This window comes from Dietzia sp. 2505, assembly GCF_040546785.1.
Classification (GTDB): domain Bacteria; phylum Actinomycetota; class Actinomycetes; order Mycobacteriales; family Mycobacteriaceae; genus Dietzia.
Genome location: NZ_JBEPON010000001.1, coordinates 106,468 through 119,306 on the forward strand (window position 1 = coordinate 106,468; position 12,839 = coordinate 119,306).

Annotated in this window: 13 protein-coding genes and 1 riboswitch; of the genes, 6 read left to right on the top strand and 7 right to left on the bottom strand. The window is 70.4% G+C overall.

Features of this window, described 5'->3' with window-relative positions; translation table 11 throughout:
* Nucleotides 1-12: 12 nt before the first annotated feature.
* Nucleotides 13-504, bottom strand: coding sequence for a tRNA (cytidine(34)-2'-O)-methyltransferase (locus ABIE38_RS00475; RefSeq protein WP_354053513.1), 492 nt, complete (start codon nt 502-504; stop codon nt 13-15).
* Between the two features lie 60 nt (nt 505-564).
* On the opposite strand from ABIE38_RS00475, the gene ABIE38_RS00480 reads away from it, so the two are divergent.
* Together ABIE38_RS00480 and ABIE38_RS00485 are read left to right on the top strand one after the other, a co-directional pair.
* Nucleotides 565-1,425, top strand: coding sequence for a bifunctional methylenetetrahydrofolate dehydrogenase/methenyltetrahydrofolate cyclohydrolase (locus tag ABIE38_RS00480; RefSeq protein ID WP_354053514.1), 861 nt, complete (start codon nt 565-567; stop codon nt 1,423-1,425).
* Between the two features lie 6 nt (nt 1,426-1,431).
* Nucleotides 1,432-1,779, top strand: a complete 348-nt coding sequence (locus ABIE38_RS00485; protein ID WP_354053515.1) for a DUF3017 domain-containing protein — start codon at nt 1,432-1,434, stop codon at nt 1,777-1,779.
* A 38-nt stretch (nt 1,780-1,817) separates the two neighbouring features.
* Here ABIE38_RS00485 and ABIE38_RS00490 read toward each other — a convergent pair whose 3' ends face one another.
* From ABIE38_RS00490 to ABIE38_RS00500, 3 genes are read right to left on the bottom strand one after another with little or no spacing between them, the layout of a single operon-like run.
* On the bottom strand, nt 1,818-2,255 hold the full coding sequence (locus ABIE38_RS00490; protein ID WP_354053516.1) for a hypothetical protein: 438 nt from the start codon (nt 2,253-2,255) through the stop codon (nt 1,818-1,820).
* Nucleotides 2,252-3,421 carry a homoserine O-acetyltransferase MetX gene (gene metX, locus ABIE38_RS00495; protein WP_354053517.1) on the bottom strand — a complete coding sequence of 390 codons (1,170 nt, stop codon included), beginning with the start codon at nt 3,419-3,421 and terminating at the stop codon, nt 2,252-2,254. The genes ABIE38_RS00490 and metX overlap by 4 nt, the downstream gene beginning before the upstream one ends.
* A gap of 11 nt (nt 3,422-3,432) precedes the next feature.
* Nucleotides 3,433-4,767, bottom strand: coding sequence for an O-acetylhomoserine aminocarboxypropyltransferase/cysteine synthase family protein (locus ABIE38_RS00500; RefSeq protein WP_354053518.1), 1,335 nt, complete (start codon nt 4,765-4,767; stop codon nt 3,433-3,435).
* 52 nt (nt 4,768-4,819) lie between these two features.
* Nucleotides 4,820-4,935, bottom strand: a riboswitch (SAM riboswitch).
* Between the two features lie 156 nt (nt 4,936-5,091).
* Here ABIE38_RS00500 and ABIE38_RS00505 point away from each other — a divergent pair.
* The 3 genes from ABIE38_RS00505 (at nt 5,092) to ABIE38_RS00515 (ending at nt 8,537) form a co-directional block, all read left to right on the top strand.
* Complete coding sequence (locus tag ABIE38_RS00505) at nt 5,092-6,309, top strand: NADP-dependent isocitrate dehydrogenase (protein WP_354053519.1); 1,218 nt, start codon at nt 5,092-5,094, stop codon at nt 6,307-6,309.
* A gap of 79 nt (nt 6,310-6,388) precedes the next feature.
* Nucleotides 6,389-7,261, top strand: coding sequence for a bile acid:sodium symporter family protein (locus ABIE38_RS00510; protein WP_354053520.1), 873 nt, complete (start codon nt 6,389-6,391; stop codon nt 7,259-7,261).
* Nucleotides 7,262-7,367: 106 nt separating this feature from the next.
* On the top strand, nt 7,368-8,537 hold the full coding sequence (locus ABIE38_RS00515) for an MFS transporter (RefSeq protein ID WP_502914705.1): 1,170 nt from the start codon (nt 7,368-7,370) through the stop codon (nt 8,535-8,537).
* Here ABIE38_RS00515 and ABIE38_RS00520 read toward each other — a convergent pair.
* Genes ABIE38_RS00520 through ABIE38_RS00530 form a run of 3 tightly spaced genes read right to left on the bottom strand, consistent with a single transcriptional unit; the run spans nt 8,524 to nt 11,869 of the window.
* A complete protein-coding gene (locus ABIE38_RS00520; RefSeq protein WP_354053522.1) occupies nt 8,524-9,123 on the bottom strand; it encodes a TetR/AcrR family transcriptional regulator in 600 nt (199 codons plus the stop codon). The genes ABIE38_RS00515 and ABIE38_RS00520 overlap by 14 nt on opposite strands.
* Before the next feature lie 4 nt (nt 9,124-9,127).
* Nucleotides 9,128-10,324 (bottom strand): hypothetical protein, encoded by a 1,197-nt coding sequence (locus tag ABIE38_RS00525; RefSeq protein ID WP_354053523.1) that lies wholly within the window; start codon nt 10,322-10,324, stop codon nt 9,128-9,130.
* A 3-nt stretch (nt 10,325-10,327) separates the two neighbouring features.
* Nucleotides 10,328-11,869: an FAD-dependent oxidoreductase gene (locus ABIE38_RS00530; protein WP_354053524.1), complete on the bottom strand. Its 1,542-nt coding sequence runs from the start codon at nt 11,867-11,869 to the stop codon at nt 10,328-10,330.
* An 81-nt stretch (nt 11,870-11,950) separates the two neighbouring features.
* Between ABIE38_RS00530 and ABIE38_RS00535 the strand changes: the two genes are divergently transcribed.
* The gene (locus ABIE38_RS00535) at nt 11,951-12,796 is read left to right on the top strand and encodes an exodeoxyribonuclease III (protein WP_354053525.1); all 846 of its coding nucleotides are present in this window, start codon (nt 11,951-11,953) and stop codon (nt 12,794-12,796) included.
* The last annotated feature ends 43 nt before the right edge of the window (nt 12,797-12,839 follow it).

A 12,839-nucleotide genomic window follows, 5' to 3' on the forward strand; every position in this document is an offset into this window, starting at 1 on the left:
CGAAATAATAAGTCAATGAGGCGGAATATCCATACCGCCTGGGTAACCCTGCTGTCTCCACGCCTCGTAGACCACCACGGCGGCGGCGTTGGACAGGTTCATCGAGCGACGCCCCGCCAGCATCGGGATCCGTACCGTCGCCGTCACCCTCTCGTCCGCCAGTACCTCCTCGGCCAGACCGGTGGGTTCGGGCCCGAACAATAGGACGTCACCGGGGGAGAACCGGACCTCCGGCAACGAGCGCTCGGCCCGCACGGTGAACGCCCACACCCGCGCCGGGAGCAGTCGGGCGTACGCGGCCTCCAGGTCCTCGTGGACCTCCACGTGCGCCAGGTCGTGGTAGTCGAGCCCCGCCCGCCGCAGCTGCGGTTCGGACAGGTCGAAGCCGAGCGGCCCGGCCAGGTGGAGCTCACACCCGGTGCCAGCCGCCAGCCGGATCGCGTTGCCGGTGTTGGGCGGGATGCGGGGTCGATCGAACAACACACGCACGCCGGCTCCGGTCATGGCGGCCATTCTCGCAGTGCGCTGGCGACGTGGCCGCTCCGGAGTGGGATACTGGCGCCCGTGACCGCTATCAAGCTGGACGGAAAGCTCACCCGCGACGAGATCGTCGCCGACCTCACCGACCGGGTCGCAGCGTTGCGCGACAAGGGCATCACCCCGGGGCTGGGGACCGTCCTGGTGGGCGACGACCCGGGCAGCCACTCCTACGTCAAGATGAAGCACCGCGACTGCGAGCAGGTCGGCATCGCCTCCATCCGGCGTGACCTGCCCGCCGAGACCGGCCAGGCCGAGCTCGAGGCCGTGATCGACGAGCTCAACGCCGATCCCGCGTGCACCGGGTACATCGTCCAGCTGCCGCTGCCGAAGCACCTCGACGAGAACGCGATCCTCGAGCGCATCGACCCGGCCAAGGACGCGGACGGTCTGCACCCCGTCAACCTCGGCAAGCTGGTCCTCAACGCGACGGCCCCTCTTCCGTGCACCCCCAACGGCGCCATCCACCTCCTGCGGCGTTTCGGTGTCGAACTCGACGGGGCACACGTGGTGGTGATCGGCCGCGGGGTGACCGTGGGGCGCCCGATCGGGCTGATGCTCACCCGCCGCAGCGAGAACTCGACCGTCACCCTGTGTCACACCGGAACCCGGGACCTGGCCGCCGAGACGCGGCGGGCCGACGTGATCGTGGCCGCGGCCGGCGTGGCCCACATGGTCACGCCGGACATGGTCAAGCCGGGCGCGGCGATCCTCGACGTGGGGGTGTCCCGGCTCGACGGGAAGCTGGCCGGCGACGTCCACCCGGACGTGTGGGACGTCGCCGGTGCGGTCTCGCCGAACCCGGGTGGGGTCGGTCCGCTCACGCGGGCGTTCCTGCTGTCCAACGTGGTCGAGCGCTGCGAGCGGCTCGCCGCGGGGACCTCCTAGGCCCAAATGACCCACCCCGCCCCCGACCGGTCCCGGCCGAGCGATGCCCGGCCTCGGCGCACCCGGCCCGCGCGGTTGCGGTGGTCGCAGATCCGGGCGCAGTGGCCGCTCGCGCTGGTACTCGTCGGCATGGCGGTGTCACTCGGGTTCGTGATGTTCGAGCGGTGGCGCCGCGGGGCGTTCCTCCTGGGCCTCATGGCCCTGGCCGCCGCGGTCCTGCGGGGGCTGGTGCCCGACGAGCGCGCGCGGCTGCTCGGCGTGCGGAGCAAGGGCTTCGACGTGGCCTTCTACGTGGTGATCGGCGCGGTAGTCCTGTGGCTCGCCACATCGATCGACTCTCTCGGGACGGGCTGAGGCCGACCCGCCACACGCCGGACCGGTTCGGCTCCGGACTAGTTCAGTCGCAGGGGGACGCCCTCGCGGACGTGGTCGCGGACGCCCCCTGATGCGAGCAGCATTCCCATCGCCACCAGCGCGCACAGTGAGAGGACACTTCCCAGCACCGAGATGAAGGTGACGCTGTCCAGCACCATCCGGGCCAGCGTGCTCACGACCAACAGTGCGACCGCCAGCCCGATGACGACCCGGGCCGCGCGGTGGGCGCGCCAGAGCATCACCGCCCCGGTGATCAACAGGACGCTCAGGACGAGCGACGACGCCGCGGTCACCGCCATCGGGCCGTACTCGGCCGTGTCGTAGCCACCACTCGCGGTGGCGGTGATCCCCAGCAGGGTGGCGAAGCCGATGGCCCCGCCGATGATGCCGAGACCCACTGCCAGGCCCGTCAGGCCGAGAGCGGCGGGCCGGTTGGAACGGTCGCGGTCGGTCATGCGTGTCCTCGTGTCCGGTCGGTGGAACCCTGCGCGGCGAGTTCCATTGTCCTTGCCAGCATGGGGCCCACCACGTCGGACTCGGTGAGGAAGCCGTCGTGACCCGCCGGGCTGTCGATCACCACCAGTGGATCGGCGCCGGGCAGCAGCGCGGCGAGCTCCTCCTGCTGGCGCAGGGGGTAGAGGCGGTCGGTGGTCACCCCGCCGATCACGCAGGGGACGGGACAGGAGCGCAGGGCCTGCTCCACCCCGCCGCGGTCCAGACCCACGTCGTGGCGGTTGAGTGCGTCGGTGAGCAGAACATATGTGCAGGCGTCGAAGCGGGAGACGAGCTTGCCGGCCTGGTGGTCGAGGTAGGACTGCACTGCGAACCGTCCCGACATCGACAGGTCCTCGCCCCGGGGGTCCTCACCGGGCTGCGGTCGGTTGGCGAACCGCTCGTCCAGTTCCAGCTCACCCCGGTAGGACAGGTGCGCGATACGCCGCGCGATCCCGAGTCCGGCGACGGGGGTGCGGCCGGTGCCGTGGTACCCGCCCTGTTGCCAGTGTGGGTCGGAGGTCACGGCCATGATCTGTGCGGTCTGCACGCCGATCTGGTCCGCTGAGGCGCGCGCCCCGACCGCCAGGACACAGCCCGCCCGGACGCGGTCCGGGTGGGTGACCATCCACTCGAGGGTCCTGGCCCCGCCCATGGAACCGCCGATCACGGCGGCCCACCGCTCGATCCCCAGCAGGTCGGCCAGGACCCGCTCGGCCTCCACCATGTCGCGGACGGACACGGCCGGGAAGCGGGCTCCCCAGTAGTGGCCGTCGGGGTGCAGTGAACTCGGGCCCGTCGACCCCCGACACCCGCCGAGCACGTTCACGGACAGCACGCAGTAGCGGTCGGTGTCCAGCGGCAAGCCGGGCCCGACGAGTCCGTTCCACCACCCGGGTGTCGGGTGGAGCGAGTCCACGGAGCCGACCACGTGTGAGTCCCCGGTCAACGCGTGTTCGACCAGGACGATGTTGGACCGGTCCTCCGAGATCCGGCCCCACCGTTGCACCGCCAGGCTGACCCCCGGGAGGACGACACCCGTGACCAGCGTGAGGTCGCCGATGGCGACACGGCCGAGGGTGCCGTCGCCCGGGGGCAACAGCGCGAGTGGATCGGTGGGGCGGACCATGCGGGCGGACGTCAGGAGAGCGCGGCGAAACCGAGCTCAAGGTCACCGATGATGTCGTCGACGGCCTCGATGCCCACCGACAGACGGACGGTCGCCATGGTGACCCCGGCGATCGCGTTGGCCTCGGGGGTGCCCTGGGAGTGGGTGGTGGTGGCCGGGTGGCACACCAGCGACCGGACGTCACCGATGTTGACCAGGCACGAGTGCAGCTTGAGTGCGTCGATGAACGCCCACGCCCGCGCCTTGACGTCCTCCTCGGACGCGCCCTGCGGCACCGCGAGGTCGAACGTGACGATCGCGCCGGCGCCCTTGGGGGACAGCTTCTTCTGCAGCGCGTTGTACGGCGAGGACGCCAGCCCGGCGTACTGGACGCCCGCCACGTCCTCGCGCGCCTCGAGCCACTCGGCCACCCGCTGCGCGTTGGACACGTGGCGCTCGATCCGCAGGCTCAGGGTGTCGATGCCCTGGACCAGGGTCCAGGCGTTGAACGGGGAGGCCGCCGCGCCGGTGTCGCGCAGGAGCGTCACGCGGGCCTTGAGCGCGAGGGCGGGCGCCCCGAGGTCGGCGTAGACCAGACCGTGGTACGCGGGATCCGGGGTGGTGAAGGACGGGAACACGTCCTGTCCGTCGCGCTGCACGCGCCAGTCGAACTTCCCGCCGTCGACCAGGACGCCACCGAGGGAGGCGCCGTGGCCGCCGAGGTACTTGGTGGCCGAGGAGACCACGACGTCCGCCCCCAGCTCCAGCGGGCGGATGAGGTACGGGGTGGCCACCGTGTTGTCGATGACGAGCGGAACCTGGTTACGGTGCGCGACCTCGGCGATCGCCGGGATGTCGAGGATGTCGTTCAGCGGATTCGAGATGGACTCGCCGTAGAACAGCTTGGTGTCCGGCCGTACCGCCGCCTGCCAGGAGGCGGGGTCGTCCGGGTTCTCCACGAAGGTGGTCTCGATGCCGTACTTGGGCAGCGTGTGCCGGAGCAGGGTGTCGGTACCGCCGTAGAGGCGGGGGGAGGCCACCACGTGTCCACCGGACTGGGCGATCGCCTGGATGACCGCGGTCTCGGCGGCCTGGCCGGACGCGAAGAGCAGACCGGCGACGCCGCCCTCGAGCGACGCGATGCGATCCTCCGCGGCGGCGACCGTGGGGTTGGTGATCCGGGTGTAGATCGGACCCATCTCGGCGAGCGCGAACCGGTCCGCGGCCTGCTTGGCGTCCGCGAAGACGTACGAGGTGGTCTGGTAGATCGGCAGATTGCGAGCACCGGTGTCGGAGTCGACGGGCTGACCGGCGTGGATCTGGCGGGTCTCGAAGGCCCAGTCGGGATTGGTGTTGTCGTACGTCATAGGGGCGGAGCCCCTCCTCTCGTCAGAAGGGTCCGGCCGCTTGACGACAGCGGACCCGCGCTTGCCTGTCACCCGGGTGGGTGGTGGCCAGGTCGTCTCCCGGGGCACCCCACCGCGGTGGAGGGTTGCCGTCCAGCGAGCCGGGGCTTGTCGCTGGAACTCATGACCTGGGGAGAGGTTAGCCTAAGCCGCTCGGCGGCGGCAACGAGGGGTAACGGTGCGGAGCGGCCTCTGGCGGGACCGGACGGATCCGTAAGATGAGGCGTACGTCACAGTAGTGCCGACACGCGGGCCCCGGGAGGGCGGGCGGGGAGAGAGGGTCCGATGGCCAGGATCAAGGTGGAGGGGACCGTCGTCGAACTCGACGGCGACGAGATGACCCGGATCATCTGGAAATTCATCAAGGACGAGCTCATCCATCCCTACCTGGACGTGGACCTCGAGTACTACGACCTCGGGATCTCCAGCCGTGATGCCACGGACGACCAGATCACCGTCGACGCCGCCAACGCCATCAAGAAGCACGGGGTGGGGGTCAAGTGCGCCACCATCACCCCGGACGAGGCCAGGATGGAGGAGTTCGGACTGAAGCGGATGTACCGCTCGCCCAACGGCACGATCCGCAACATCCTCGGCGGGACGATCTTCCGCGCCCCGATCATCATCTCCACCGTCCCCCGCCTGGTGCCGGGCTGGACCAAGCCGATCATCGTCGGCCGGCACGCCTTCGGCGACCAGTACCGCGCCACCGACTTCAGGGTGCCCGGTGCGGGCACGGTCACCCTCACCTACACGCCGGCCGACGGTTCCGAGCCGATCGAGCACGAGATCGTCGAGATGCCGGACGACGGCGGTGTGGTCATGGGGATGTACAACTTCACGAAGTCCATCGAGGACTTCGCACGCGCCTCGTTCAATTACGGCCTGCAGCACGGCTACCCGGTGTACCTGTCGACCAAGAACACGATCCTCAAGGCCTACGACGGGGCGTTCAAGGACATCTTCCAGGACGTCTTCGACCGCGAGTTCAAGAAGGATTTCGACGCCGCCGACCTGACCTACGAGCACCGACTCATCGACGACATGGTCGCCTCCGCGCTCAAGTGGGAGGGCGGGTACGTCTGGGCCTGCAAGAACTATGACGGCGATGTGCAGTCCGACACGGTGGCCCAGGGCTTCGGTTCGCTCGGCCTCATGACCTCGGTCCTGCTCACGCCGGACGGGAAGACCTGCGAGGCCGAGGCCGCGCACGGCACCGTCACGCGCCACTTCCGGCGGCACCAGCAGGGCGAGCCCACCTCCACCAACCCGATCGCGTCGATCTTCGCCTGGACCCGCGGGCTCGAGCACCGGGGCACGCTCGACAACACCCCCGAGGTCATCGGGTTCGCGCACCAACTCGAGGACGTCGTCATCTCGACCGTCGAGGGTGGCCAGATGACCAAGGATCTCGCCCTCCTGGTCGGCGAGGGCCAGGACCACCTCACCACCGAGGATTTCCTCGCCGCCCTGGACCAGAACCTCAAGAGGGCCCGCGCCTGAGCGGCTACGGTGTCGGACAGTGGTCCATCTCACATGAGGGCCGCCGTCCGCCGACCCGCGAGCACCCGAGGAGCACCACGTGGACCAGAGTCCCCTGATCGACATAGGCCTGCCCGTCGCGCTTGCGATCATCATGGTCGGCATCGGGCTCAGCCTGACCAAGGAGGACTTCGCGGTCCAGGCCAGGTCACCGTGGGCCACGATCGTCGGACTGTTCGGCCAGCTGGTCCTGGTGCCGCTGACGGGCGTGGTCGTGGCCCTGGTCTTCGGGCTCCCCCCGATGCTGGCCCTCGGCGTCGTCCTGGTCGCCGCGACCCCCGGCGGGGCGACGTCGAACCTCATCACCTATCTGGCCCGCGGCAACGTCGCGCTGTCGGTCATCCTCACCGCCCTGACCTCCGTTGCCGTGATCCTCACGCTGCCGATGTGGTTCGGTATCGGCGCGCGGGTCATCCCGGGTGCCGCCGACGCCGAGGTGACCGTCCCGCTCGGCCAGACCTTCGGACTCCTGCTGGGCGTCATCCTCATCCCTGTCCTCATCGGCATGATCCTCCGCGCGAGGAGGCCCGCACTGGCCGCCCGCATCGAGCGCTTCGTGGGCATCGTCGGGCTCGTCGTCCTGGTGCTGCTCATCGTGGGCATCGTGCTCGGTGAGAGGGACCGCATCGTCGACCTCGTCGTGGCCGTGGGGCCCGCGGTCGTCGTCCTGAACCTGGCTCTGATCGTGGTGGGCGGACTGCTCGCCTGGGTGTGCCGCCTGCGCCGCGCCGAACAGATCGCGATCGCGGTCGAGTTCGGCATCAAGAACACCACCCTGACGCTGCTCATCGCCTTCACCGTGATCGGCGACGAGGAGGTGGGGCTGGCCGCCGCCGTCTACAGCATCGTCATGTACGTCACCGCGTTCCTGGTGGTCTACGGCGGTCGGCGCCTCATGCGCACCGCCCCCTGATCGGGTCTGGCCAGGCGGGCCCGCGCAGGGGTGGGCGTAGCCTGCTCCGGTGACCACGAGCCCCGCCACCGGCGCCGCGCCCACCCCCCGTCGCGTGGCGGTCGCGATCCTCGCCCTGGCGCTGGGCGGGTTCGGCATCGGCGTCACCGAGTTCGCGGCGATGGGGCTGTTGAGGTCGATCGCCGACGACTTCGGGCTCACCGAACCGCAGGCGGGACACGTGATCACGGCCTACGCGCTCGGCGTGGTGGTGGGCGCGCCGCTGTTGACCGTGTGGACCTCCCGGTGGCGCCGCCGCACCCTGCTCCTGGTGCTCATGGCGTTGTTCACCGTGGGCAACACCGCCGCCGCCTTCGCGCCTTCCGCCGAGATCCTGGTGGCCGCCCGCTTCCTCGCAGGCATCCCGCACGGGGCCTACTTCGGTGTGGCCTCGCTGGTGGCCGCCTCGCTCGCCGGTCCGGGCAAGCAGGCACGCGCGGTGTCGCTGGTCCTGCTGGGTCTGTCGGTGGCGACCGTGATCGGTGTCCCCGCGGCCACGTGGCTGGGGGAGGCCGCCGGGTGGCAGGCGGCCTTCCTCGCGGTCGGGGTGATCGGGGCACTGACCGTGGCGGCCATCTTCGTCGTCGTTCCCGAACCGTCGGGCGCGGTGGTGGTCAGGGCGCGCGAGGAGCTGGCCGCGCTGGCCCGCCCCCAGATCCTGGCGACCCTGGCCGTGGGCGGTGTGGGATTCGGCGGGATGTTCGCCGTCTACACCTACATCCAGTGGACGATGGTCGACGTCGCCGGAATCGACCGCGGCTGGATGCCCGCGGTGCTGGCCATCTACGGCCTCGGGATGGTGACCGGCAATCTGCTGGGCGGCGTTGTCGCGGACCGGGACCTCGACCGCGGGTTGGTCGCGATCGCCTCGGCCATGACCGTGGTCCTGGCCCTGTTCGCGGTGGCCGCGCACCATCCGGTCACGGCACTGGTGGGTCTGTTCCTCGTGGGGGCGACGGGGTCGGCACTCGTGCCGGGCCTGCAGGCCCGGCTGATGCAGTACGCGGGCCGGGGGCAGACGCTGGCGGCGGCGCTCAACCACTCTGCGCTCAACGCCGCCAACGCCCTGGGCGCGTGGCTCGGCGGAGTGGTGATCGCGCTGGGCTTCGGCTACACCGCCCCGGCGCTCGCGGGCGCCGCCCTCGCCGCGGTCGGACTGGCGATCCTCGTGGGCGCGGTCGTGGCCGCGCGCCGACCGGACAGGGGCGGGGTCAGCGGCGGGGTCAGGACGGAGTGAGCGCGGGCACGAGCCACCGTTCGAGCAGCGCGCGGACCTCGTCCTCCGGGCGCGGCACCTCCGTGGAGGAGTCCAGCAGGGAGATGAGCAGCCGCATGATCATCTCGGCGAGACCGTCGAGGTCGGCGTCGGAGACCCCGGCGTCGGCCCACTCCACGGGGAACCGGCGCAGCATCGCCGAGCCGTAGTCGAGCATCATCGGCGAGGTGGCCGCCCGGCTGAACGTGGCGGTGTCGCCGAGTTGCAGCAGCAGGTTGAGTCGCGGGTCGCTCGGCACCGTGCGCAGACAGAACAGGATGCCCTCGACCACGGCCTCCGCGGGGGTCCGGCTGCCCTCGAGGTGGGAGACCATCCGGTCGACGAAGTCCTCTGCACCACGGGCCGCCACGACGCTCACGATCTCGCCGATGCTCCCGAGGTGTCGGTACACCGTCTGCCGGGTCACACCGAGCTCGGCCGCGACGTCGGAGAGCGTCGTCTTGGCGACCCCGTGCCGGTCGATCAGTCCGGCGGTGGCGTCGATGATGCGCTGACGCGCCTCCTCCTCGTCCTTCGGGGGCCGGCCGCCCCACCCGTGTCTCGCCATCGGATCAGGGTGTCACATCGGCCCCGCGCGGCCGCTGCTCACCCGTTCCCGTGGAGGTGCCGGAGGTGGTGCCGGCGCTGCCAGAGGGGCCGGTGGTGGTCCGGGTCGCGAGGACGGCCGCGACGACGAACCAGGTGGCGGCTGCGAAGCAGGCCAGCGCGTACCACCCGCTCCCGATCGGGGTGCCTTCGGCGGTGACCCCGGCCGTCGCTCCCAGGAAGGCGGGGAGCGCCGCGATCCAGAACAGCGCGTGCACACCGACGTAGAGGGCGGGGTAGACGCGGACGAAGGCGGGTGAGGCGACCGGTGGCGTGGAGCCCCGCCACGTCCGGCGGGTCCCGTCCGCCAGCAGCCACAGGCCGACGAGCCAGAGGATGCCGAGGAGCGTCCAGAGGACCGTCCGTTGGAGGGTTCCCTCGCCCTCGGCGTCCACGCCGACCCTGGTGGGCGCGGCCAGGATCACCATGAGCACCGGGGTGAGCACCCCCGCGACGACGGTCCGCCAGGCCAGCGACCCGCCGCCCATGGGCGTTCCGGTGCGCCCCGGCCCGCCCAGGAGCTTCACGACGAGCCACACCATGACGCCGAAGGAGACCGAGGCGAACACCCACATGCTGTTCATCGGGACGGAGGCGAGCATCGGTTGGTTAATCATGTTCTCGGGGTTCCACGCCCACCACTTGAGCTGCGGCCCGAGCTGGTCGAAGATCTCGTAGAACACCTGGCTGGCGAAGGCGGTGGCGATCGCCCCGATCGCGGGCCCGCGTCGTTCGAAGATCCCCAGGGCCCGGACGAGCTCGTAGGTGAGCTGTGAGATCACCGGGTAGAACGCCACGATGTACAGGGGCAACCGGTCGAACATGAACTGCACGGTGAAGACGTTGTGGGAGAAGATGAATCCCACGTAGTCCTGCAGGCCGAACCACTCGGGGAAGTACAGCGGCGGCTCGATGACCGCCAGGTAGATCAGGGAGGCGAACCACAGCCCGAGGTTGACCGGGTCGCCGTCGCGCCGCCAGCGCCGCCACGCGTGGACCAGGGCGAAGACCGCACCGGCGATGATCAGCACCTCGAGCAGGGGCATGGTCCAGTGCTCCAGCGCGAACGGTGAGCGAACGGCCCCCACGGGGTGTGCGTCGTCGCAGGCGAAGCCGAGGAGATCGGCGACCTGCCGGGCATGGGGTTCACAGGAGTACGCCATGGCTCAGCCCTTCGTCTGTCGGGTCGCGGGCCGGGCGGCGGCGGCCGTCGGCTCCACGGGGTTGCCTGGATCGGAGTAGTCGGTACCGGGCGGGTCGAGGCGGATGTCGAAGCCGCCCGGCACGCGGGTGCGGCCCAGCGCCTCGCGGACCTTGTGGCGCAGGAGGCCGTAGACGAACCGCGGGTCCGTCATCATGTCGCGCAAGGACTTGTCGAGGTTGAACACCGCGGTGAACGTCTGCTCCACGTGGTCGTCCTCACGGGCGGCGGCGGTGATGGCGTTGAACACCGGCCACGACACCCGGGACATGATCCTGCGTCGCCACGCGGGCGCGACCTCCGTGCCCTCGGCGAAGTCGTATCCCTGGTCGCGGGCCATGGCCAGCATCCACGGCACCTCCAGCGACGTGCGCTGCCGGTCGAGGAACGCGCGGGTGAACGAGGAGTCGAGTGACCGGTGCTCCGCCAGGACGTCGGAGAGCACGACCGCCGAGCGGGCGGCAGAGCTCATACCCTGGGCATAGAACGGGTTGAAGGCGCAGGCCGCGTCCCCGACGGCCACGAGACCCAGCGGTGGGTGGGCCAGCTCGTCGTAGCGGCGCCACTTGTTGCCCGTGGCGCGGGTGAGGTGCACCTCCGAGATCGGGGTGCCGGCGCGCATGGCGGCGGCGAAGGTGGGCGCGCGGAGTCGGTCGGCCGCGGCCTCGAACGTCTCGGGCCTGCGAGGCATCTGGATCCCCCACGAGCCCATACACGCGATCGCGCGGTCCCCCTCGACGGGGAATAAGTTGGAGAGGAACTCGTGCTCCTGCGGATGGGGGCCGGTGTCCTGCGTGGGGGTCAGGACCAGGTGCTTCCACCACCAGTTCGGCGGTCTCTCCGAGGCGTCCGGGAGTTGGTACCAGCGGGAGGTGTAGGTGACCTTGGCGTCGAGGGTCTTCTCGGGAACGGCCGGCCAGCCGGCGGCCGCGAGCCAGTCCCTGACCGAGGAACCGCGGCCCAGGGCGTCCACCACGAGGTCGCCCTGGAGAGTCCGGGTCTCGCCGTCGGCCTCGCGGTACTCCACCCCGGTCACGCGCCCGGCCGGCGTCCCGCCGCCGGTGGTGGTCAGCCCCGAGGCGGTCACGCCCTCGCGGATCTCGATGGTCGGCAGGTCGCGGACCTTCTCCCGCAGGACGCGCTCGATGAGGATCCGGGAGGAGTAGATCATCGTCATGGTGCTGGCCTTGCGCGGCCCCCAGCCGTCCATCTCGCCGTAGGCCGCGTCCATCGACGGCATCAGCAGCATTCCGCCGGCCGCGATGAGCGACTCCTCGAACCCGGGGAAGATCGTGCCGATCGCGCGTCGCCCGGCGTTGAGGACGAAGTGCGGGTGCTTGCTCTGCGGTACCCCGCGCCGGTGCTCGGCACCGGGTGGCAGTTCGTCCCGCTCGAGGACCACCACCCTGTCGAATTGCGGCGCCAGGACGCCGGCCGAACACAGGCCCGCCACGCTTCCGCCGAGGACCACTGCCGTCGCTCCGTGCATCCTTGTCGTTCCCTTCATTCATACAATAATTGTCTTAATGTATGAATGTGCGAACCGGGTGTCAACGGATACGTCGGACGGGGTCGGTAGCCTGAGCGCGTGAGCCTCACCGTCAGCACCGTCAACGTCAACGGGATCCGCGCCGCCGTCAAACAGCGGTCGGAGACCAACCTCGGATTCCTGCCCTGGCTGGAGGACAGTGGCGCGGACGTCGTCGCGCTCCAGGAGGTCCGCGCCGACGAGAGCCAGACCCGGAAGGCCCTGGCCCCCGCCCTCGACGCCGGCTGGCACCTCGTCGGCTCGGCCTCCTCGCTCAAGGGCCGGGCCGGCGTGGCGTTGCTGTCCCGGCACGAACCCGCCGAGGTGCGCATCGGGCACGGTGATCCCGAGTTCGACGAGTCCGGCCGATACATCGAGGCGATGTACCCCGGCGCCGTCGACGGCGAGACCGTCACCGTCGCCAGCCTCTATCTGCCCTCCGGGACGGCCGAGACCCCCAAGCAGGACGAGAAGGACCGCTTCATGGCGAGCTTCCGCGAGCACCTCGCCGAGAGTGCGAGGGTGGTCGGCGCCCGAGACGGTCACGAGATGATCATCTGCGGCGACTGGAACATCGCCCACCGCGAGGCGGACCTGAAGAACCACAAGGGGAACCACAAGAGCTCCGGTTTCCTGCCCCACGAGCGTGAGTGGATGTCCGAGTTGTTCGCCGATGCCAGCGGGTGGACCGACATCGTCCGCCATCGTCGCCCGGACGAGATCGGCCCGTACTCCTGGTGGAGCCAACGGGGCAAGGCCTTCGACAACGACGCGGGCTGGCGCATCGACTACCACGTGGTGACCGACGGCCTGGTCGATCGTGCCGTGGCCGACCGGGTGGACCGCGCGAGTGCCTACGACATGCGGTGGTCCGACCACGCGCCGGTCACCGTCGTCTACGAGTGACGACGACGAGGGCGCCGGTCCCGGACGGGCCCGCGTTCGCGGA

What these genes read in the sequence shown, in the direction of transcription:
- ABIE38_RS00475 (WP_354053513.1), bottom strand. Translation starts at nt 504, where the DNA reads ATGACCGGAGCCGGCGTGCGTGTGTTGTTCGATCGACCCCGCATCCCG.
- ABIE38_RS00485 (WP_354053515.1), top strand. Translation starts at nt 1,432, where the DNA reads ATGACCCACCCCGCCCCCGACCGGTCCCGGCCGAGCGATGCCCGGCCT.
- ABIE38_RS00490 (WP_354053516.1), bottom strand. Translation starts at nt 2,255, where the DNA reads ATGACCGACCGCGACCGTTCCAACCGGCCCGCCGCTCTCGGCCTGACG.
- metX (WP_354053517.1), bottom strand. Translation starts at nt 3,421, where the DNA reads ATGGTCCGCCCCACCGATCCACTCGCGCTGTTGCCCCCGGGCGACGGC.
- ABIE38_RS00500 (WP_354053518.1), bottom strand. Translation starts at nt 4,767, where the DNA reads ATGACGTACGACAACACCAATCCCGACTGGGCCTTCGAGACCCGCCAG.
- ABIE38_RS00505 (WP_354053519.1), top strand. Translation starts at nt 5,092, where the DNA reads ATGGCCAGGATCAAGGTGGAGGGGACCGTCGTCGAACTCGACGGCGAC.
- ABIE38_RS00520 (WP_354053522.1), bottom strand. Translation starts at nt 9,123, where the DNA reads ATGGCGAGACACGGGTGGGGCGGCCGGCCCCCGAAGGACGAGGAGGAG.
- ABIE38_RS00525 (WP_354053523.1), bottom strand. Translation starts at nt 10,324, where the DNA reads ATGGCGTACTCCTGTGAACCCCATGCCCGGCAGGTCGCCGATCTCCTC.
- ABIE38_RS00530 (WP_354053524.1), bottom strand. Translation starts at nt 11,869, where the DNA reads ATGAAGGGAACGACAAGGATGCACGGAGCGACGGCAGTGGTCCTCGGC.